Source organism: Brachybacterium atlanticum (assembly GCF_025669985.1).
Lineage (GTDB): Bacteria > Actinomycetota > Actinomycetes > Actinomycetales > Dermabacteraceae > Brachybacterium > Brachybacterium conglomeratum.
On sequence record NZ_JAKJJW010000004.1, the window covers coordinates 136,663 to 156,758 of the forward strand.

The 20,096-nt window shown below is 71.5% G+C and carries 18 protein-coding genes; 8 read left to right on the top strand and 10 right to left on the bottom strand.

Features of this window, described 5'->3' with window-relative positions; genetic code table 11:
- The first annotated feature begins 8 nt into the window (after positions 1-8).
- Both L3K22_RS03315 and L3K22_RS03320 read left to right on the top strand, forming a co-directional pair.
- Positions 9-1,526 (top strand): phytoene desaturase family protein, encoded by a 1,518-nt coding sequence (locus tag L3K22_RS03315; protein ID WP_263310136.1) that lies wholly within the window; start codon positions 9-11, stop codon positions 1,524-1,526.
- Positions 1,527-1,628: 102 nt separating this feature from the next.
- Entirely contained in the window at positions 1,629-3,167 is a 1,539-nt protein-coding gene (locus L3K22_RS03320; protein WP_373317980.1) for a peptide MFS transporter, read from the top strand.
- Positions 3,168-3,372: 205 nt separating this feature from the next.
- On the opposite strand, the gene L3K22_RS03325 is transcribed toward L3K22_RS03320, so the two are convergent.
- On the bottom strand, positions 3,373-4,689 hold the full coding sequence (locus L3K22_RS03325; protein ID WP_263310137.1) for a hypothetical protein: 1,317 nt from the start codon (positions 4,687-4,689) through the stop codon (positions 3,373-3,375).
- Positions 4,690-4,958: 269 nt separating this feature from the next.
- On the opposite strand from L3K22_RS03325, the gene L3K22_RS03330 reads away from it, so the two are divergent.
- The 3 genes from L3K22_RS03330 to L3K22_RS03340 all read left to right on the top strand — a co-directional run bounded on the left by L3K22_RS03330 (position 4,959) and on the right by L3K22_RS03340 (position 7,797).
- Positions 4,959-5,486: an HNH endonuclease gene (locus L3K22_RS03330; protein ID WP_263310138.1), complete on the top strand. Its 528-nt coding sequence runs from the start codon at positions 4,959-4,961 to the stop codon at positions 5,484-5,486.
- 83 nt (positions 5,487-5,569) lie between these two features.
- On the top strand, positions 5,570-7,105 hold the full coding sequence (locus tag L3K22_RS03335; protein WP_263310139.1) for a UDP-N-acetylglucosamine 1-carboxyvinyltransferase: 1,536 nt from the start codon (positions 5,570-5,572) through the stop codon (positions 7,103-7,105).
- A 74-nt stretch (positions 7,106-7,179) separates the two neighbouring features.
- Positions 7,180-7,797: a TetR/AcrR family transcriptional regulator gene (locus L3K22_RS03340; RefSeq protein ID WP_263310140.1), complete on the top strand. Its 618-nt coding sequence runs from the start codon at positions 7,180-7,182 to the stop codon at positions 7,795-7,797.
- Here L3K22_RS03340 and L3K22_RS03345 read toward each other — a convergent pair.
- From L3K22_RS03345 to L3K22_RS03380, 8 genes are all read right to left on the bottom strand, one after another.
- Positions 7,787-8,611 carry an ABC transporter ATP-binding protein gene (locus tag L3K22_RS03345; protein WP_263310141.1) on the bottom strand — a complete coding sequence of 275 codons (825 nt, stop codon included), beginning with the start codon at positions 8,609-8,611 and terminating at the stop codon, positions 7,787-7,789. The two genes, L3K22_RS03340 and L3K22_RS03345, sit on opposite strands and share 11 nt — an antisense overlap.
- Positions 8,608-9,552 (bottom strand): ATP-binding cassette domain-containing protein, encoded by a 945-nt coding sequence (locus L3K22_RS03350; RefSeq protein WP_263310142.1) that lies wholly within the window; start codon positions 9,550-9,552, stop codon positions 8,608-8,610. Before L3K22_RS03350 ends, L3K22_RS03345 begins: the two co-directional genes overlap by 4 nt.
- The gene (locus L3K22_RS03355; RefSeq protein ID WP_263310143.1) at positions 9,549-10,550 is read right to left on the bottom strand and encodes an ABC transporter permease; all 1,002 of its coding nucleotides are present in this window, start codon (positions 10,548-10,550) and stop codon (positions 9,549-9,551) included. The genes L3K22_RS03350 and L3K22_RS03355 overlap by 4 nt, the downstream gene beginning before the upstream one ends.
- 1 nt (position 10,551) lies before the next feature.
- Positions 10,552-11,562: an ABC transporter permease gene (locus L3K22_RS03360; protein WP_263310144.1), complete on the bottom strand. Its 1,011-nt coding sequence runs from the start codon at positions 11,560-11,562 to the stop codon at positions 10,552-10,554.
- A gap of 7 nt (positions 11,563-11,569) precedes the next feature.
- On the bottom strand, positions 11,570-13,384 hold the full coding sequence (locus L3K22_RS03365) for an ABC transporter substrate-binding protein (RefSeq protein WP_263310145.1): 1,815 nt from the start codon (positions 13,382-13,384) through the stop codon (positions 11,570-11,572).
- A 185-nt stretch (positions 13,385-13,569) separates the two neighbouring features.
- A complete protein-coding gene (locus L3K22_RS03370; protein ID WP_263310146.1) occupies positions 13,570-15,465 on the bottom strand; it encodes an FAD/NAD(P)-binding protein in 1,896 nt (631 codons plus the stop codon).
- A complete protein-coding gene (locus L3K22_RS03375) occupies positions 15,462-15,686 on the bottom strand; it encodes a hypothetical protein (RefSeq protein ID WP_263310147.1) in 225 nt (74 codons plus the stop codon). Before L3K22_RS03375 ends, L3K22_RS03370 begins: the two co-directional genes overlap by 4 nt.
- A gap of 74 nt (positions 15,687-15,760) precedes the next feature.
- Positions 15,761-15,886, bottom strand: a complete 126-nt coding sequence (locus L3K22_RS03380) for a hypothetical protein (RefSeq protein ID WP_263310148.1) — start codon at positions 15,884-15,886, stop codon at positions 15,761-15,763.
- Between the two features lie 251 nt (positions 15,887-16,137).
- On the opposite strand from L3K22_RS03380, the gene L3K22_RS03385 reads away from it, so the two are divergent.
- The 3 genes from L3K22_RS03385 (at position 16,138) to L3K22_RS03395 (ending at position 18,995) form a co-directional block, all read left to right on the top strand.
- On the top strand, positions 16,138-17,688 hold the full coding sequence (locus L3K22_RS03385; RefSeq protein WP_263310149.1) for a DUF1846 domain-containing protein: 1,551 nt from the start codon (positions 16,138-16,140) through the stop codon (positions 17,686-17,688).
- A 138-nt stretch (positions 17,689-17,826) separates the two neighbouring features.
- On the top strand, positions 17,827-18,615 hold the full coding sequence (locus tag L3K22_RS03390; protein WP_263310150.1) for a hypothetical protein: 789 nt from the start codon (positions 17,827-17,829) through the stop codon (positions 18,613-18,615).
- A 149-nt stretch (positions 18,616-18,764) separates the two neighbouring features.
- Positions 18,765-18,995: an alpha/beta hydrolase gene (locus tag L3K22_RS03395; protein ID WP_308445901.1), complete on the top strand. Its 231-nt coding sequence runs from the start codon at positions 18,765-18,767 to the stop codon at positions 18,993-18,995.
- A 22-nt stretch (positions 18,996-19,017) separates the two neighbouring features.
- Here the strand turns inward: L3K22_RS03395 and L3K22_RS03400 are convergent, their stop codons facing one another.
- Positions 19,018-19,965 (bottom strand): endonuclease/exonuclease/phosphatase family protein, encoded by a 948-nt coding sequence (locus L3K22_RS03400; RefSeq protein WP_263310151.1) that lies wholly within the window; start codon positions 19,963-19,965, stop codon positions 19,018-19,020.
- Between the last annotated feature and the right edge of the window lie 131 nt (positions 19,966-20,096).

The following is a 20,096-nucleotide window of genomic DNA, read 5'->3' on the forward strand; positions in this document are numbered from 1 at the left end:
TGGCGCGCATGAGCACCTCGCCCGCCGCAGAGACGGACGTCGTCGTCGTGGGCTCCGGCCCCAACGGTCTCGCGGCCGCGGTCACCTTGGCCCGGGCCGGGCTCACGGTCCACGTCCTCGAGTCGCAGGAGACGATCGGGGGCGGGGCGCGGACCCTCGACCTGGGCCTCGCGCCCGGCATCGTCCACGACCTCTGCTCCGCGGTGCACCCCCTCGCGCTCGCCAGCCCCTTCTTCGCGGAGTTCGACCTCGCCGCGCGCGGCGTGCGCGCGATCGCCCCCGAGGCCTCCTACGCGCAGCCTCTCGACGACGCCCCCGCCGCGATCGCCTGGCGGGATGTGGAGCGGACCGCCGACGGCCTCGGCGCCGACGGGCCGGCCTGGCGCGCGCTGCTGGGCACGCTCTCCCGCGACCAGGACCTCGTCGTCGAGCTCGCCCTCGGCGACAAGCGCTCGGTGCCCTCCGCGCTGCTGACCGCACGGACCCTGCGCGCCGCCCCGCTGTTCGGTGCGCTGCTCGCCCTCCAGGGGACCCCGGCCTGGGACCTCCCCTTCCGCACCGAGCGCGCCCGCGCCCTGCTCACCGGGGTGGCGGCGCATGCGATCGGACAGCTTCCCTCCCTCGCGCTCGGCGCCACCGCCTCGCTGCTGGGCACCATCGCGCACGGGGTGGGCTGGCCGATCCCCGTCGGCGGCTCCCAGGCGATCGTCGACGCGCTGGTGGCGGACCTGCGCGCCCACGGCGGGACCGTGACCGCCGGGCACCATGTGCAGACCTGGCGGGACGTGCCCCCGGCCCGCGCCGTGCTGCTGGACATCCCCGCACCCGCCGCCGCGGACGTCCTCGCCAACCGGCTCCCCCGCCCCCTCGAGGCGATGCTGCGGAAGGTGCCCCACGGGGACGGCGCCGCCAAGGTCGACTTCGTGCTGTCCGGGCCGGTGCCGTGGCGCGACCCCGACGTCGGCCGTGCCGGGACCCAGCATCTCGGCGGCACCCGCGCCGAGATGGCCCGCACCGAGGCGGAGGTCGCCTCCGGGCGCTTCCCCGACCGTCCTCTCACCCTGGTCAGCGACCCGTCCGTCGTCGATCCCGCACGGATCCGTGGCGGGCTGCGACCGCTGTGGACCTATGCGCATGCACCGGCCGGGGACCGCACCGACCCGACCGAGCGCGTCACCGCGCAGATCGAGCGCTTCGCCCCCGGCTTCCGCGACCTCGTCGTCGCCTCCCGCGCCGTGCCCGCGGCGGAGATGATCCACCACAACCCCGCCCTCGTCGGCGGTGACATCTCCCAGGGCAGGGTGACGATGGCGCGGATGATCGCGCGGCCCACCCCGCTGCCGGACCCCTACCGCCTGGGCCGCACGGGCTGGTACCTGTGCTCCTCGGCGACGCCTCCGGGGCCGGGCGTGCACGGGATGGCGGGGCTGCACGCAGCCTCCCGCGTGCTGCGGACGGAGTTCGGTATCAGGGAGCTGCCGAGCCTCGCCCCCACCCCCGGGCGAGCCCAGGAGCCATCAGTCTGAGGGATCGGATCCCGCATTCTGCTCAGCGGGATGGGATGGACTGCTCACATCGCCCGGTCGCCGCGTTGCACCGTGAACGGGTGAGGCGCAGGATGGCTCACCGTGAATTCTCCGACCCCTCCAGATCCCTCCGTCCAGCCCCCTGAGCGGACGCCCGGCGACGCCGCCGGGGTCACCGTGGACCCCGCCGACACGCCTGAGGCGCACAACCCCAGCGGCCGCACCTTCATGGGCCAGCCCGGCCCGCTCGCGAACCTGTTCAGCGTCGAGCTGTGGGAGCGCTTCAGCTTCTACGGAATGCAGGGCATCCTCGCGATCTACATGTACTTCGCCGCGACCGACGGCGGTCTCGGCATCGACGAGGGCACCGCCCTCGGAATCGTCGGCGCCTACGGCGGCTCCGTCTACCTCTTCTCGATCCTCGGCGCGCTGGTCTCCGACCGCCTGCTCGGCCCGGAGAGGACCCTCTTCGGCTCCGCCGTGATGATCATGTTCGGCCATATCGCCCTGGCACTGGTCCCGGGCGTGGTCGGCCTCGGCCTCGGCCTGCTGCTGGTGGGCGTGGGCTCGGGCGGTCTGAAGTCGACCGCCGCCACGCTGGTCGGCGCGCTGTACACGCGCGACGACCCGCGCCGCGACGCCGGCTTCTCGATCTACTACATGGGCATCAACATCGGCGGCCTGCTCGGTCCGCTGGTGACAGGCATCGCCCAGCAGCAGTGGGGCTTCCACCTCGGCTTCGGCCTCGCCGCGGTCGGCATGGCGATCGGCCTTCTGCAGTACGTGCTGACCCGCAAGGGACTTCCTGCGAGCGTGCACACCGTCCCGGATCCGCTGCCCCGCGCGCAGCGACCCCTGTGGGCCCTGATCGCCGTCGGCGCCGTGGTCCTCGTGGCAGTGCTCGCCGCGACCGGCGTGCTGAACGCCCAGAACCTCGCGACCGTCGTCGCGGCCCTCGCCGTCGTCGGCGCCGTCGTGATCTTCGCGATCCTGCTCGCCTCGAAGAAGCTCGACTCCGACGAGCGCTCCCGGGTGGTCTCCTTCATCCCGCTGTTCATCGGCACGGCCGCGTTCTTCGCGCTGTTCCAGCAGCAGTTCACGGTCATCACCCTGTACTCGGACACCCGCCTGGACCGCGAGATCCTGGGTTGGGAGATGCCGATCTCGTGGGTGCAGTCCTTCAACCCGTTCTTCATCATCGTGCTCGCCCCGGTGATGGCGGCGCTGTGGACGAAGCTCGGCACGCGCCAGCCGATCACCCCGCGCAAGTTCGGTGTGGGCATCATCCTGATGGGCTCGGCCTTCCTGCTGTTCCTGCCGATGGCCGCCGTCGTCTCGGTGCCGGTGCTGTGGATCGCCATGATCATGCTGGTGGCGACCGTCGGCGAGCTGTGGCTCTCCCCCGTCGGCCTCTCGCTGGCCACGAAGCTCGCGCCGCGGTCGTACCCGGTGATGATGATGGCGCTGTACAACCTCTCCGTGGCGCTCGGCACCGCGCTCTCCGGCGCCCTCGCGGGCTTCTACTCCGCGGAGAACGAGGTGGGCTACTTCGGCGTGCTCGGCGCCGTGACCATCGCGATCGGCGTGCTCATGCTGCTGGTCGCGAAGCCCGTCGGTCGGGCCATGCGCGGGGTGCGCTGACCGACCCCGCCCTCGCGCGCAGCTCCGGGAGCCGCTCCACCTCTGGGTGGGGCGGCTCCTGTGCTGTCGGGGACGGTCCGCCCGGTCCTCAGCTGTCGAGGACCGGCGGAGGGCGTGCACCGGAGACGGCCAGGGAGTCGCCGACGAACGGCGGGAACCGGTCGACGAGGTCACGTGCCCTGGATCCTCCGGGCACCGCCCGACATCAGGGCCGGTCGGTCCGGTCCGCCTCCCCGTCGCGGCGCAGCAGGCCGACGAGCGCGAGCATCAATGCCGGGCCGCCGCGGAACACGCCGTCCTCATGGGTGAGCACCCCGCAGTCGGCGAGGTCGCCGAGGTCGTGCATGACGTGCAGCAGCCGCGCGAGGGCGCGGGGCTCGTGCTCCGGGGGCGGAAGCTCCGGCCCGGGCGGGAGGCGCAGCCCTTCGTCCCCGCAGGCCACCAGGAGCGCCGCGATGGTGTCGGGCATGCCGCGGAACCCGCCGTCCTCGGCGCCGCGGGCCTGACGGCCCAGCAGCGCGGCGGTGATCAGGGCGTGCCCGAACTCGACGAAGCCCTCGGCGTCCTCCGGCGCTGCCGCCGGGACCGGGCCGACGGCGGCGCGGACCCGGCCGTCCGCGAGCTCGAGCCAGCCGCCGTCCAGCAGCGTGGTCCACACCCCGGCCAGCTCCGGCCGGTCCCAGAGGCTGCGGGCGCTGCCGTCGAGGCCGAGGTGCTCGAGCAGCTCCGCGGTGGTCTCCCTCCCCGGTGCGCCGGTCGCGGTCGCGCGCCGTCCCTCGCCGATCACCTCCAGGACGCCCACGGCCCGCCGCACCAGGGGGCAGTCGAGATAGGGGCCGACGCCCTCCTGCTCGGCGAGCTCGCCGAGCGGCTCGCCGTCGTCCTCGAGCGCCGGCAGGAACCAGGGCCAGTCCCGCTCCTCCGCCTCGTCGCGGCGGCGCAGCGCGCGCTCGAGCAGCGGGTCGAAGGGCGTCGAGGGCTGCGCGAGCCGGCCGGTGCCGGAGACGGCCAGGCGCTCCGCGTCGGGCAGGGAGTGGAACCAGTGCAGGTAGTCCGCGAGCGCCTCCTCGTCCTCGAGGTCCACCCCGAGCGAGAGCCCGTGGCCCAGCACGTTGGTGGAGAAGGAGCGGCGGGTGGGATCGTCGGCGGCCTCGAGCGCGGCGAACTCGAGCTCGTGCAGCAGAGCCGGCGCCTCGGCCTCGCGCATCGAGCCGGGCGCCCATCGGCCGGTCTCGACGAGGAAGTCGACCAGGCGGCGCAGCACCGGCACCATGTCCATCAGCTGCTCGCGCGGCTGGACGACGGTGCGGGGCACCACCTCGGTCAGCAGCTCCCGGGTGAGTGCGGCGGTCCACAGCCCCACCTCCGGGCTCCCCAGCCGCTCGGCCTTCAGCCGCAGCAGGGTCTCGAGGGTGCGCACCTCGTCGAGGGCGGGGGCGTCCTCGTCGGTCCGCAGGCGCCAGGCCCCGTACTCGGACAGCACGCGGTCCCGCTCCTCCCGTCCCTGCTCCTGCTGCGCCATTCCCCCAGCATGCCGTCCCACCGCCGGGGATTCCAGCGCTCACAGGCCGCCGCGCCGGAGCGACCCGCGTTCAGCAGCTTCTGCGTACAGGCGCGGCACGCGCTGTTCCTGCGCTGTGCAGGCGATCGTCACCCTCCCGTCGCGGGGGCTCGCGAGAATCCGATGGACCCGCCCGGCCCGGCGGGGGAAGATGCATGTGCTCGGTCCACGAGCTCCTCCTGTGCTCCCGGGCCGTCGCACTTCGACGACGACGGGAAGGAGGTGGCGCGATGCCCCAGGTCAGGGTCTACAACCTCGGCTACGACCCGAAGACCGGGATCGGCGAGCTGCTCCACACCACCACGGTGCGCCACGCTTTCGGGATGATCCGCCGCGAGGTCGCCAATCCCGTCGAGCTCACGATGGTCGACCAGCGGATCGTGCCCCTAGCCCTCGAGCTCACCCGCGAGCTGAGCGGCGCCTGGGTCGAGGGGGCGGGGCGCCGCTCCGTCGGCTTCAGCTATCGCGCGGTCCACGAGCGGGACCACTGGACCTGCGCGTACTGCGGCCGCAGCGTCTCGCGCGCGCCGGCGTGCGAGGCGCTGCTGGCCACCGTGGACCACATCCTGCCCGTCTCCCGCGGGGGTCGCTCCTCCTGGACGAACCTCGTCTCGGCGTGCAAGGGGTGCAACAACCGCAAGGCGGACCGCACCCCCGCGGAGGCCGGGATGCCGCTGCGCTTCGCGCCCTACGATCCGGCCGTCTCCTACCGGGTGGGAGGACACGTCGAGGACCTCCCGGTGCTGCTCGGCGCCTGATCAGGGCGTGGCACGGGCCGACGTGACCAAGAACCCACCAGCCGCGACCTGCTGGTATCTCATCTATGAGTTACTGTCGGCGCATGACTGAGACCACGGAGTTCCTCCCCCGGATCGGCGCTCTGGTGCGCGACGCGCGCCAGCAGTCCGGTCTCACGCAAGCCCAGCTCGCCACGACCCTCGGCACCAGCCAGAGCGCGATCAACCGCATCGAGAAGGGCCAGCAGAACCTCACCCTGGAGATGATCTCCCGGATCGGCAGGGCACTGGACTCGGAGATCGTGGGCATGGGCACCTCGGGCCCGAGCCATCTGCGTGTGCACGGCGAGACCACGCTCTCCGGCGCGATCGACGTCAAGAGCTCCAAGAACGCCGGCGTCGCGCTGCTGTGCGCCTCGCTGCTGAACACCGGCACCACCGTGCTGCGCAAGGTCGCGCGCATCGAGGAGGTCAACCGACTGCTCGAGGTGCTGACCTCCATCGGTGTGAAGGCCACCTGGCTGAACGAGCTGGGCGACCTCGAGCTGCGCGTCCCCGCGACCCTCGACCTCAGCTCGATCGACGAGGGCGCCGCGCGCCGCACCCGCTCGATCATCATGTTCCTGGGCCCGCTGCTGCACCGCGCGGGGAAGTTCCAGCTCCCCTACGCCGGGGGCTGCGACCTCGGCACCCGCACCGTCGAGCCGCACATGGCGGCGCTGCGCCACTTCGGCCTGGACGTCGTCGCGACCGACCACAACTACCAGGCGACCACCGCCGTCGGCACCGGCCCGACCCGCCCGATCGTGCTCACCGAGCGCGGCGACACCGTCACGGAGAACGCCCTGCTGGCCGCCGCCCTGTACGAGGGCGAGACGATCATCCGCAACGCGAGCCCGAACTACATGGTCCAGGACCTGTGCTTCTTCCTCGAGAAGCTCGGCGTGCGGATCCAGGGCATCGGCACCACCACCCTGGTCGTCCACGGCACCTCCTCGATCTCTACCGACGTCGACTACGCCCCGAGCGAGGACCCGATCGAGGCGATGAGCCTGATCTCCGCCGCGATCGTCACCCGCTCCTCGATCACCGTGCGCCGCGTGCCGATCGAGTTCATGGAGATCGAGCTCGCCCTGCTGGAGGAGATGGGCCTGCGCTACGACCGCTCCGAGGAGTACCTGGCGGAGAACGGCAAGACCCGCCTGGTGGACATCACCACCCATCCCAGCGACCTGCGCGCCCCGGCGGACAAGATCCACCCCATGCCCTTCCCGGGCCTGAACATCGACAACCTGCCCTTCTTCGCCGTGATCGGGGCGACCGCGCAGGGGCAGACGCTGCTGCACGACTGGGTGTACGAGAACCGCGCGATCTACCTCACCGAGCTCACCAAGCTCGGCGCGAACGTGAAGCTCATGGACCCGCATCGCGTCCTCCTCGAGGGACCCACCCGCTGGTCCGGCGCGGAGCTGGTGTGCCCGCCCGCGCTGCGTCCGGCGGTCGTGATCCTGCTGGCGATGCTCGCCGCGAAGGGCACCTCCGTGCTGCGCAACGTCTACGTCATCAACCGCGGCTACGAGGACCTCGCCGAGCGCCTGAACAAGCTCGGCGCGCGCATCGAGACCTTCCGCGACATCTGAGCGGTCCCTCCCGCACCGCCGACTGCCCGGTGGGTCGCGCGGGAGAGCGGTCCCGACCTGGATAGGATCGACGGATGACCAGCAAGGAGAAGCGCGCCCGGCCCGTCATCGGCCGGGCCGGCTCGTACGAGAAGGGCGTCGCCCGCCGGCAGGAGATCCTCGAGCGTGCCGCCGAGGTGTTCCGCGCGCGAGGGGCAGACGGCACCTCGCTGCGCCGGATCGCGACGGCGATCGGGGTGTCCCACGCGGCGCTCCTGCACTACTTCGACTCCCGCGAGCAGCTGCTGGTGGCGGTCTACGAGCACGCCGAGGCGAAGCGCGACACCTCGGGCGACGCCGCGGAGTCGGCGATGGACGTGCTGGTCAAGGCCGCGATGATCAACATCGGCGTGCCCGGCATGGTCGAGCTGTACACGACGCTGGTCGCCTCGGCGCTGGCCGCCGACGGCACGCCCTCGAACGAGTTCTTCACCGACCGCTTCGAGCGCATCCGCACGGAGCTGACCGAGCGCCTGGCCGCAGAGCAGGCCGCCGGAAAGGTCCGCGACGACGTCGAGCCCGCCGACATGGCGGCCCTCCTCGTCGCGGCCTCCGACGGCCTGCAGATCCAGTGGCTGCTCGAGCCCTCGGTCGAGCTCGAGCGCACCCTGGCGACCTTCTCCGTGCTGCTGGCTCGCCCGGCTACGTCCTGAGGCTGCCGCGCAGATCGGGGACGTCGGAGAGCAGACGCCGGGTGTACTCGGCCTGCGGGGCGAAGATGACCTCCTCCGTCGACCCGCGCTCGACGACCCTGCCCCGCTCCATCACCGCGACCCGGTCCGCCAGATAGCAGGCCTGACCGATGTCGTGCGTGATGAACAGGACCGTCAGGCCCAGCTCGCTGCGCAGGTCGTGCAGCACGTTCAGCACGTTCACCCGCAGCGTCGCGTCCAGCATGCTGGTCGCCTCGTCGGCCAGCAGCACCTTGGGCCGCATCATCAGCGCCCGCGCGATCATGATGCGCTGGCGCTGCCCGCCGGACATCTGGTGCGGGAACTTGTGGAGCACGTCGCGGGGGAGCATGTCCACGTAGCCCAGGCACTCCTCGATCAGCGCATCGGCCTCGTCGGAGGGGATCCTCGCGAGCGCGAGGCTGCGCCGCAGCAGGGAGCCGACGGTGAAGAACTGGTTGAAGGAGGCGAAGGGGTCCTGGAAGACCGCCTGCACCTCCGACCAGTAGTCCCGCAGCCCCTTCCCGGACAGGGAGGTGACGTCCTGGCCGCGGAACGATATGGTGCCCGAGGTGACGGGCATCAGACGCAGCAGCATGCGGGCGAGGGTCGACTTGCCCGAGCCCGACTCCCCCACCACGGCGAGCACGCTCGCCTCGGGGAACTCGAGGCTGACGTCGTCGACCGCGACCACGGTGCCGCCGGCGACCGAGAACTCCTTGGTCACGTTCGTGCAGGACAGCAGCACCTCGCGCTCCGCGCGGCTGCGGGTGATCATCTCGGGGGTCTCGATCATCGGGCCCCCACCTCCTTCTCGGGCGCAGGGGCAGCAGGAGCGGCGGGGCCGGCGGCGCCCGCGTCGAGACCGGCGCGCCGCCGGCCCCGCTCCCAGGTCTCCCGGCTGGGATCCAGCACCGAGGACAGCAGCGTCCTGGTGTAGTCGTGCTCCGGCTGCTCGACGAGCCGACGGGTGGGTCCGGTCTCGACGATCCGCCCGCCGCTCATGATGGCGAGCCGGTCCGAGACCTGCGAGAGCACCGGCAGGTCGTGCGTCACGAAGACGACGCCCGACATGATCCGCTGCTCCACCATCGCCAGCAGCATCTCCACCAGCATCCGCTGGCTGGAGACGTCGAGCGCTGAGGTGGGCTCGTCCGCGATCAGCAGCCGGGGGTTCTGCAGCGTGGAGATCACCGTGATCATGCGCTGCTTCATCCCGCCGGAGAGCTGGTGCGCGTAGGAGTCCAGCACCCGCACCGGCATCTCGAGCATCTTCAGGCGTTCCCGGGCGAGGTCGAGCGCCTCGTCCCGGCTCACCCGCGGGTCGTGGGCGCGCATCACGTCATGCACGAGGCTGCGGATCCGCAGGGTGGGGCTGATGGAGTTCATCGCCCCCTGCGGCAGCATCGACACGGTCCGCCCCCGGTAGGGGCGGTGCCGCTTGAGGTCCGCGACCGAGAGGGTGGAGAGGTCGATGCTCTCCCCGTCGATCTCGAGCGTGCCGGACAGGACGTACAGCGGCGGGGTCGCGATCATCGCCAGGGCGTTGCCCAGCGTCGTCTTCCCGCAGCCGGACTCCCCGGCCAGTCCCAGGATCTCCCCCTCGCCGAGCTCCAGGGACACCCCGTCCACGGCGGTGAAGTCCTTCTCCCCACCGCCGTAGACGCAGCGGATGTCGTGCGCCCGGGCGAGGATCGCCCGCTCCGCGCGGGCGGGGGCGGCGTCGTCGTGGCTCATGCGAGCTCCTTCCCTCGTGGCGCGCCGGTGGGGTCCTGCACGGTGCGGGCCGTCTGCGCGGCGAGCAGGCGCGCCTCCTCGGCGCGCCGGGCCGCGGCCTGCTTCATCTGCTTGCGCTTGCCGCGACGCAGGCGCGGGTTGAACACCTCGTCGAGGCTGGACTGCAGGAGCAGGAAGCCGAACGAGACCAGGGTCAGCACGATCGTCGGAGGGAGGAAGGCCCACCAGGCGCCGCCGCCCACGGCCTGGAACGCGAGCGCCCAGTGCAGCTGGATGCCCAGCGAGTTCGCCCCCGACGGGCCGAGGCCCAGCATCGACAGGGAGGACTCGGCGAGGATCGCGCCGGCGACCTGCAGGACGAACGCCATCACCGTGTACGACAGGATGTACGGCAGCACGTCCCGCAGGAGGATGCCGGGCAGTCGTGCCCCGGAGAGCCGGGCCACGTCGATGTGCTCCCTCGTCGCGACCGACGAGGCCTGGGCGCGGACGGCGCGGGCGGTCCAGGGCCACGAGGTGATGCCGATGACCACCGCGAGCGACCAGATGCTGCTCTGGGGCAGCGAGATCGAGATGAGGATCAGCACGATGATCGACGGGATCGCGAGGACCACGTTGGTGGTGCCCATGAGCAGCTCCTCGAACCAGCCGCCGATGTAGCCGGCGACGAGGCCGACGATCACCCCGATGACGGTGGCGACGATCCCCGCGACCAGGCCGATGATCAGCGAGGTGCGGGTGCCGGCCATGAGCACCGCGAGCACGTCGTGGCCGAAGTTGTCCGATCCGAGCGGGAGGCCCGCGCCGGGCGGGTCGTACAGCGAGGCGACCTTCTCCCCGGGCCCGGTGGGATAGACGTAGCCGGCCAGGCCCAGCAGGATCACGCCGACGACGAGGACCAGCGCGATCCAGAAACGGCCCGAGAAGTTCAGGGAGCGTAACGGGTTGCCGCGCGGGGCGGCTTTCTCGTCGGCGAGGGGGGCGTTGGGTGTGCTCATGTCACTTCTCCCCTGCGCTCGCCGCGCGGATGCGCGGGTCGATGATGCCGTAGGCGATCTCCACCAGGAAGTTCGCCACGAGCACCGCGACGGTGATGATCAGCGTGACCGCCTGGATGACCGGGTAGTCGTTCTGCGTGATCGCGTTGAACAGCAGGGTCCCGACCCCTGGATAGCTGAAGACCAGCTCGGTGATCAGCGCGCCCCCCACGAGGGTGCCGATCGCGAGCGCGAGCCCGGTGATCTGAGGGAGCATCGCGTTGCGGAAGATGTACTGGGTGATCCTGTTGTCGCGGATGCCCATGGCGCGGGCGTAGTTGACGTAGTCGCCGCCCAGCTCGTAGATCGCCATGGAGCGCATGCCCACCGCCTGCCCGCCGATGAACACGACCACCAGCGAGAGGAAGGGCAGCCAGTAGTAGCTCACCGCGTCCCAGAGGAACGCGACGGAGAACTCCGGGGTGAGCCCCAGCGAGTAGGCGCCGCCGACGGGGAAGATCCCCGCCACCACCGCGAAGCCGTACAGCAGCAGGATGGACAGGCAGTAGTACGGCATCGCGGAGAGGAACAGGGCGCTGGTGAAGACGCTGCGGTCCCAGTTCCCGCCGCGGAACGCCGCGATCGCGCCGACCAGGTTTCCGGCGATCCATCCGATCAGCACCGCGGGCAGCTGCACCGCGATCGACCAGGGCAGGGCCTGGCCGATCAGGTCGTTGACCGAGGCCGGGTAGTTGGCGAAGGACGTGCCGAGGTCACCGGTGAACACCTTGCCGAGGTAGGTCAGGAACTGCTGCCACAGGGGCGCGTCCAGACCGAACTCGGCGACGAAGCCTTCGTAGATCGCCTTCTGCTGCTCGCCGGTGACGGAGCCTCCGCGGGCGAGGTTCGAGACGATGACGTCGACGGGATTGCCCGGGACGAGCCGGGGCAGCAGGAAGTTGAGGCTCACTGCTGCCACCAGCGCGACCAGGTACCAGCCCGACTTGCGGGCGATGTATCGGCCGAGGGTCACGGGAGGCTCAGCCGCCGATCTTCTTCAGCTGGAAGATCCATTCGTTGCCGGCGCCGCGGAACATCGGCGGGGCGTAGTCGTTGTCCTCGGCGGGCCAGTTCGACCAGTTGCTCGCGTTGAACTCGAAGAACTCGTCGGGGCGGTACATCAGCGGGAAGGCGGGCACCTCGGCGCGGTAGATGTCGTCCAGCGCCGTGAGCGCCTCGAGCTTGGTCGCGTCGTCCGGAGCGGCCGCCGCCGTGGCGAGCAGGTCGTTGACCTCGCCGTTCTCCCAGCGCCCGAAGTTGCGGTAGGCCGTCTGCCCCAGCGGCGCCATCTCGACGTTGCTCATCACGTCGCTGAAGCGCTGCCACGGGGTGGAGGGTCCGGTGCCGGCGACGTACCAGCAGGCCATGTCGAAGTCGCCGTTCTGGATGGCGGTCTGGGTCTGCGCCTGCTGGGGGAAGTTCGTGCTGGCGTCCACGCCGATGGCCTGGAGGTTATTGGCGACGACCTCGAGGGCGGCGTTCCAGTCGGTCCAGCCCTGCGGCGTGATGAGCTTCCATGGGCCGAGCTTCTGGCCGTCCTTGGCGTAGAAGCCGTCGGCGCCCTTGGCGTAGCCGGCTTCCTGGAGCAGGGACTCGGCCTTCGCGGCGTCGAAGGTCCAACCGTCGGCGGCGGCCTTGTCCCGGTCCAGCCACTGGTCCTCGGCGCCGTCGGGGATGATCAGCGAGGCGAGCACCTGGGAGGAGTAGCCGCTCATGGCGGTCTCCGCGATCGAGGCGTAGTCCACCGCATGCGCGAGGGCCCGGCGCACGGTGGGATCGTCGAGGCCCGGCTTCGTGGTGTTGATCAGCAGCATCGGCATCGAGCCCGGGGAGAAGTACGGCTTCTCGCGCAGGTAGGTGCCCACCGGCTTCCCGCTCTCCCACATCTTCCAGATCTGGGGGACGAACTGCTGCATCACGTCGAGCTCGCCGTTCTGGAACTTCAGGTTGCCGTCCTCGTTGGACTTGAAGATCGGGTGGATGATCTTCGTCATCGCGGGCAGACCGCCGTAGAAGTCCTTGCCCCAGTACTCCTCGTGGCGGGCGAGGATGATCTGGGTCTGGTCCGCGAGCTCGAGGGTGAAGGGCCCGGTGCCCATGGCCTCGGTGGTCTCCCAGCCGGCGATCTTGTTCCCGGTCTCCTGCGCGGCCTTCTCGAACACCGCCTTGGGGACGATGAACTGGGTGGCCAGGGAGTTCAGCACGGCGCCGACGTTCTTGCGCTCCTTGTTCACCGCGATCGAGATCGTGCTGCCGTCGGCCGTCATCTCGTCGACCTCGGTCCAGAAGGCGGCGACGCCCAGGGAGGGGTCGATCTTGCCGAGCTCGAAGGTGTACAGCACGTCCTCGGCCGTGAACTCGCTGCCGTCGTGCCAGGTGATGCCCTCCTGGAGGGTCAGCGTGATCGACTCGCTGCCGGTGATCTCGTGCGAGGCGGCCAGTCCCGGCAGCAGCTCGCCGGTGACGATGTGGAAGCGTAGCAGCGTCTCGTAGATGTACTGGGCGACGTTCGAGGACGCCGGCCAGGCCGGAGCGCCGGCGAAGGTGTTGAAGTTGGTGGGCGGGCTCCACTGGAAGCCGGCGATGAACAGCTGGTCGGCGCCGTCGCCGGCGCGGCCGGAGCCGGCCTGCCCTCCGTTGCCGACGCCGACGAGCTCCTCGCCCCCTCCCCCTCCTCCTCCGCCGGTCGCGCCGCCGCAGGCGGCCAGGGCCGCCGCGCCGCCGAGCACGCCGGTGCCGGCGAGGAATCGGCGGCGTGAGGCGCCGGGACGAGGGAAATCTGCAGACTCGGACATGGAAGACCTGCCTCTCGGGAATCGCTCCGCCGTTGGAGCGCCGGATCGCCGTCGATCCGTGCAGGAATTGAACCGCGCCCGACCCGAAAACCTCCACTGGTAGGCGTCACGGTCCTATAACGATCGTGACCTCGGTCACTGCTTGCTACGGTCGTACGCGCGCGACCTTCTCCCGAAACCGGTCCTCAGAGGCGCGCCGACATCTGTGCCCGGGCCACGATCTGTCGCGCCGCGATGTCCGCGCCCGCGAGCAGCGGCGAGGGCACCCCCGGGGCCGCCCCGATCGCGGAGCCCGGCTGGGTGGACTGCGCGGGGATGCCGAGCACCACGATGGCGGGATCGACCTCACCGTCGGCAGAGACCAGGTTGTGCCCGCCCTCGGCGTCCTCGGCGATCTCCGCGCCGGTCGCCTCCATCGAGTGGGTCTCCACCCCGTCCACGGTGTGGATCCGGGCGCGGCCGGAGTCGAGCAGGGCGCGCAGCAGCGGATCGTCCGTGTCCGGGACCTTCCCCTTGGACATCCGTGTCTCGAGCAGCACCTCGGAGGAGACCTCCCGACCGGTCACGGCGGAGGAGGCGCGGAAGAGCCCCGCGTCCTCGTCGGCCTCGACCGCGGTGCCGGGTCCGAGGAGCTCGACCACCCCTGCCTCCAGCAGCGCCAGCACCAGGCGCGTCCGCTCCGCCGGCGGGCCCGAGGCGAGGGCGAGCGAGTCGCCGTCGAACCATCCCAGCACGTCACGGGCCAGCGAGACGCCCGTGAAGGCGCCGCGGGCGGTGAGGAGACCGACCTGACGCCGCAGCGCCCCCATCGCCCCGTTGACCGCGGCACGGGGGTGGCGCCAGGGATCGGACATGGAGCCGAGCTCGTCGCGGACCAGGCGGCGCACCAGGCGGGCCCAGCCGTCCGGGCCGACCTCCTCGCCGCGGGTGGGCCGATGCAGCTCCTCGAGGGCCCAGGCCCACTCCTCCTCACCGATCGAGGCCTCGAGCACCGCGTCGATCTCCTCGACGGTCGAGGCGGCCTCGAGCCCGGCGAGCCAGTCGCCGCCGACGGCCTGCGGGCGCAGCTCGCCCAGCGCCTCGAGGTAGACGCGGGCGAACTCGCGGCCGAGCACCGGCCACACCTCGGCGGCGAAGTCGATGCCGCCGCGGGCGGCGAGGGCCGCGAACCACTCCGGGCTCGCCCAGCGCGGCACGAAGGGGCGCACGGAGCGCCCGCCCTCGGGCTTGGAGCGGTAGGGGACGCCGCGCCGCGAGCCGACCAGCAGGCGCGGCTCTCGGCCGCTGGGCAGATAGCGCAGACGGCCGTGCGGATCGCCGTCGACGGGCTCGAACGCGCCGCCCCACTCCTCGGCCAGCTGTCCGAGGACGTCGAAGAGGTTCGCGCCGAGCCCGCGCACCAGCACGTCCTGCCCCGCGGGGAGGCCCGTGAAGTCCCGCTCCGCCGGCATGCCGGGCTCGACGTAGCGCAGGCCGTGACGTGCGGCGAAGCCCGCCAGCTCCTCCACCTCGCGGCTCCGCCGCCCCTGCACCATCCCCTGGGCGAGGACGACGGCGGGCGCGCTCAGCCGGCGACCGTCCTCGAGCACGACGGTGCGCTGCGCGCCCGTGCCCTCGAGGGCGACGGCGCGGCCGAGGACCTCGGTGAGCTCGACGGCGCCCGTCCCCGCGGCGGCCTCGAGCTGGTCGCGGTAGTAGACGCCCTGCAGGCGCCGGGTGGGGAAGGTCACGCCGGTCAGCGCCGACGCCTCCTCCACCACCCACTCCCCCGCCGGGTGCGTGCCCTCGGCCCGGACCCGCCGCGCCCAGTCCACGAGGTCGGGCCCGGGGGCGGGCGGGCCGCTCATGCGGGTCGAGTCGTCGGGATGGACGGTCGTGGCGTCGGCCTGGGTGTTGTTGAGGTACGCCGCCGGCTGGTCGAGGCGCCAGGTCGCGCCGGGTCCGATCGCGAGGGCGTCGAGGAGCGCGACGCGCAGCGGCGCGGCCCCTTCGGCGCGGACGCGCGCGACCAGGCGCAGCACGGTGGCGACGCCGCGGGGTCCGCCCCCGACGATCACCGCGTCGAAGTGCTCCGGGCTCATCGGGGCACGGCGGCGACGGCGTCGGCGCGGATCCCGCCGTGCTCGTCGAGCTCGGCGAGGCGCGCGCCGGTGCGGGTGAACCCGGCCGCGTCGACTCGTGGGCGCTCGCGGGTGTGCTCGCGCACCGCGGGCCGGAGCACGTCCGTCGCCACCTCGCCCGTCGGGGTCAGGATCGCGTCGAGGAGGTCGTGGGCGGTGCGGGGCGCGATCTCCAAAGACATATGGAGAGCTTAAGGGTGCCCAAAGGGTCAGTTCTCGCCGTCGGGTTGTGCATCGGCTCACCCCGCCGGGTCGCTCAGCCCGCGAGCCACTGCGGCTCCACGAGCGCGGGCGCCCCGAAGAGCAGCAGCCGGTTGCACTCCTCCTCGAGCGGCCGCTCGACGACCATCCGGCCGAGCATCCCGAAGTCGAGGTCGACCACGGAGCCCTGCGGGAACTCCTCGGGCTTCCGATCGTGAAGAAGGGCAGGCCGGACTCGATCACGGGCGCGAGGCGCTCGTCGATGCGGTCCGGCTCCATCAGGATCAGGCCCTCGCGCACCCCGTTGCTCGTCACGCGGCGGATCCCGTCCATGACCTGCGATGAGACGCTCTCGTGCTCTCGCCCACCTGCCGTCTTCGGAAGACCCCCGGTGACGGTCCGCGTCGGGCCCCGCGGTGCTAGCGTGCCGGGGTGACCGCTTCGGAACCCCGCTCCCCTGCCTCGCCCACCGCCTCCTCCCCGGAGGATCCCGGCGCACGGATCGGGTTCGATCGCGAGAAGTACATCGAGCTGCAGTCCCGCCACATCCAGCAGCGCCGCGAGGAGATCGGCGGGAAGCTCTACCTCGAGATGGGTGGCAAGCTCTTCGACGACCACCACGCCTCACGGGTGCTGCCCGGCTTCACGCCGGACAACAAGATCGCGATGCTCGAGCGGCTGCGGGACGAGCTCGAGATCCTCGTGTGCCTGAACGCGAAGGACCTCGAGCGCCAGAAGGTCCGTGCGGATCTGGGCATCACCTACGAGGACGACGTGCTGCGGCTGATCGACGTCTTCCGCGAGCGGGGCTTCCTGGTCGAGAACGTGGTCCTCACCCAGCTCGAGGAGAAGAACCACATCGCCCACGCGTTCATCGAGCGCCTGCAGCGCCTGGGCCTCACCGTCGCACGCCACGGGGTGATCCCCGGCTATCCGCAGGACACGGCGCGGATCGTCTCGGAGCAGGGCTTCGGCGCGAACGAGTACACGATCACCAGCCGCGACCTCATCGTGGTCACCGCGCCCGGACCGGGCTCGGGCAAGCTCGCCACCTGCCTCTCGCAGATCTACCACGACCACCAGCGCGGCATCCCCTCGGGCTACGCGAAGTTCGAGACCTTCCCGATCTGGGACCTGCCGCTCGAGCACCCGGTGAACCTCGCCTACGAGTCGGCGACGGCGGATCTCGACGACCTGAATCTCATCGACCCCTTCCATCTCGCCGCCTACGGCACCCAGGTCACGAGCTACAACCGGGACGTCGAGGTCTTCCCGCTGCTGCGCACCCTGCTCGAGAAGCTCACGGGCTCCTCCCCCTACGCCTCCCCCACCGACATGGGCGTGAACCTCGCCGGGTCCTGCATCACGGGCGACGAGGTCTGCCGGGAGGCGGCGCGCCAGGAGATCATCCGCCGCTACTACAAGGCGTTGATGCACGAGCGGATCCAGGACGAGGACGACGTCGTCTCGCAGCGGATCGGGATGGTGATGTCGAAGGCGGGCTGCTCGCCGAGCGACCGCTCGGTCGTCGAGCCGGCGCTCGCGGTCGAGGCGCGCACCGGCGAGCCGGGTGCAGCGATCGAGCTGGCCGACGGCACGATCGTTTCCGGCAAGACCTCTGCCCTGCTCGGCTGCTCGGCGGCGATGCTGCTGAACGCCCTGAAGCATCTGGCGGGGCTGGACGATGCGGTGCAGCTGCTCTCCCCCTCCTCGATCGAGCCGATCCAGACCCTGAAGACCGAGCACCTCGGCTCGCGCAATCCCCGCCTGCACACCGATGAGGTGCTGATCGCCCTGTCGGTCTCCGCCTCGAGCGACGAGAACGCCCGGCAGGCCATCGACCAGCTGCGCAGCCTGGCCGGCTGCGACGTGCACACGACGACGATCCTCGGGACGGTGGACGAGGACATCTTCCGCAACCTCGGCATCTCGGTGACCTCCGAGCCGCGCTTCCTGCGCAAGGCGCTCTACCACAAGCGCTGAGCGCCTTGCCGCCCCCTCTCGCCCCTTGCGCCGCATCGGGCGAATCGGTCCAATGGTGATCGGCCCCACTCGGACAGTCGTCCATCACGAGGGTGGGCACGGGGCGGGGCCGTGCACGTCGATTCGAGGGGGATCACCATGCACGCCGTCCGTCGCACACTCGCCGCCGCCGCGGCGGCACCGCTGCTGGTCGCGGGCCTCGCCGCCTGCGGGAGCTCCGAGGAGCCGGCCGCCAGCGAGCAAGCCCCGACCGTCGAAGAGCAGAGCCAGGCCGAGGAGCCGGAGGATTCCGAGGCCCCCGAGGGTTCCGAGAGCCCCGAGGACCAGGGGTCCGACGGGCCCGAGCACTCGGAGGGCGAGGAGTCCGGGGACTCCGACGACGCCGGGGAGACGGAGGCGACCGGCTCCGGCACCACCTCCGTCGAGCACCTCTGGATCGACGACTCCTGGACGATCGAGGAGACCGACGACATCTGCGGCGAGATGGACCTCTCCCCCGCCAACTACTCCGACCAGGAGGGCTTCTTCAGCTGCGGCCCGACGGCCGCGAGCGCCCTGGCCTGCCAGGTCGAGGCCGAGAACCTCGTCTACTGCATCACGAACGCCCCGGGCCGCAACGCGATCAGCTTCGCCTCGGACAAGGCCGCGGAGGATGCCGGGACGATGCCCGCGAACGAGGACGCCCTGCCTCTCCAGGTGACGCTGCCCGGAGGCGTGACCTGCCAGCCGATCTCCCACGATCACGACCAGCACTTCGAGGACATGTTCAGCTGGTACTCCTGCGACGACGGCTCCGAGCTGCTGACCGACGAGGACATCACCAACACCTTCGCCGTCGAGGGAGAGACCTGGACGGTGCAGCGGTCCGTCGACAAGGGCGCTCCCGAGGAGGTCGTCGCCGCGACGGTCACCTTCGCCGGGACCTGACTGTTCACCGCCGGCTCCGGGGAGGGTCTGCTGGCGTCCGCGCGTGCCCAGCCCGCCTATTCGGCGAGACTCTCCGGGCTGGTCACCGAGCTCGGCGTGACGGTCGTGATCGTCGATCCGCCGCGGACCTCCCCACGTCGGAGGTGCCGGTGCTGAGCCTCTCCGGCAGCGAGGACGGACTGTCCACGCCGGAGAAGATCGCCGAGCACCGCGAGGCCCTGCCGGGCGGCGCCGAGATGGTCGAGATCGCCGGAGCGAGCCACGCGAGCTTCGGGGACTACGGGCCGCAGAGCGGCGACGTCACGGCGACCATCGACGACGCCGAGATGGACGCCGCGGTCGAGGACGCCGTCGCGGAGCTCCTCGGCTCGATGCCCTGACCTCGGCGCACGCGCTCTCCGGTCAGGGCAGCTCGATCAGAGCCTGGACCGGGGCGTGGTCGGAGGGGTAGGCACCGGACGCGTCGCGCCACACGTTGATCGCCGCCTTGGTGGTGACCAGGTCGTCGGTGGTAAGCACCCAGTCGATGCGGTCGCCGTCCTCGACCGGGTCCTCGTAGCCGGGGAAGGTCCCCCACGCCGGGGTGACGCGCTGCGCTGCGGAGTCCCAGGTGTCGACCGTCGGCCCGTCGGTGACCAGCGTCGTGTAGGCGCCGGAGTCGTGGGCATGGGAGTTGAAGTCGCCGGTGACGATGGTGGAGAGCCCGTCGAGCTCGCCGCCCTGGAAGAGATCGATCATCGCGTCGGCGCTGCGGATCCGAGCCGGCTCGCTCCGATGGTCGAAGTGGGTGTTGATCATCGCGAACTCGGCGCCGGAGGCGAGATCGCGCATCCGCGCCCAGACCACGATGCGGGTGACGGTGTTGCCCCAGGTGGCCGAGCCGATCACGTCGGGGGTGTCGGAGAGCCAGAACTGGTCCCACTGGAGCACCTCGAGGCGGGTGCTGTCGTAGAAGATCGCGGAGTACTCGCCGGCGCTGCCGCCCTCGCGGCCGTAGCCGATGCTGCGGTGGCGCGGCAGGGCGGACTCGATCGCGGTCAGCTGCCCGTACAGCGCCTCCTGGATGCCGAGCAGGGTGGGCTTCTCCCGCTCGAGCAGCTCGATCAGCAGCGGCCGACGGGTCGGCCAGTGGTCGGGGTCGCCCTCGACGGTGCCGCCGCCCGAGGAGCGGTCGTAGCGGATGTTGAAGCTCATCACGTGGAGCTCGTCGCGCTTTGCGCGGCCGATCAGCGCTCGGGAGGGGTTCTGCGCGGGTGCGGCGCCCGCCGGGGCGGCGGCCGCGGCGAGGGCGGCGCCCCCGGCGGCGCCGAGGCCGGTGAGGACGGTGCGACGGGCGGGGGCGACGGCCATGGGGCTCTCCTGGGCTCGGGGTCGGGACCGCGACCGACCGTAACGCCGAACTCAGAGGTGACCAGGGGGTTCGCCCGCTTCAGGGCAGAGCTTCACCGAGTCGATGCCCGACGGCCATGGTCGTCCTGGCA

Coding starts and splice junctions, on each gene's coding strand:
- L3K22_RS03315 (WP_263310136.1), top strand. CDS start 9: ATGAGCACCTCGCCCGCCGCAGAGACGGACGTCGTCGTCGTGGGCTCC.
- L3K22_RS03325 (WP_263310137.1), bottom strand. CDS start 4,689: ATGGCGCAGCAGGAGCAGGGACGGGAGGAGCGGGACCGCGTGCTGTCC.
- L3K22_RS03330 (WP_263310138.1), top strand. CDS start 4,959: ATGCCCCAGGTCAGGGTCTACAACCTCGGCTACGACCCGAAGACCGGG.
- L3K22_RS03335 (WP_263310139.1), top strand. CDS start 5,570: ATGACTGAGACCACGGAGTTCCTCCCCCGGATCGGCGCTCTGGTGCGC.
- L3K22_RS03340 (WP_263310140.1), top strand. CDS start 7,180: ATGACCAGCAAGGAGAAGCGCGCCCGGCCCGTCATCGGCCGGGCCGGC.
- L3K22_RS03345 (WP_263310141.1), bottom strand. CDS start 8,611: ATGATCGAGACCCCCGAGATGATCACCCGCAGCCGCGCGGAGCGCGAG.
- L3K22_RS03350 (WP_263310142.1), bottom strand. CDS start 9,552: ATGAGCCACGACGACGCCGCCCCCGCCCGCGCGGAGCGGGCGATCCTC.
- L3K22_RS03355 (WP_263310143.1), bottom strand. CDS start 10,550: ATGAGCACACCCAACGCCCCCCTCGCCGACGAGAAAGCCGCCCCGCGC.
- L3K22_RS03365 (WP_263310145.1), bottom strand. CDS start 13,384: ATGTCCGAGTCTGCAGATTTCCCTCGTCCCGGCGCCTCACGCCGCCGA.
- L3K22_RS03370 (WP_263310146.1), bottom strand. CDS start 15,465: ATGAGCCCGGAGCACTTCGACGCGGTGATCGTCGGGGGCGGACCCCGC.
- L3K22_RS03375 (WP_263310147.1), bottom strand. CDS start 15,686: ATGTCTTTGGAGATCGCGCCCCGCACCGCCCACGACCTCCTCGACGCG.
- L3K22_RS03390 (WP_263310150.1), top strand. CDS start 17,827: ATGCACGCCGTCCGTCGCACACTCGCCGCCGCCGCGGCGGCACCGCTG.
- L3K22_RS03400 (WP_263310151.1), bottom strand. CDS start 19,965: ATGGCCGTCGCCCCCGCCCGTCGCACCGTCCTCACCGGCCTCGGCGCC.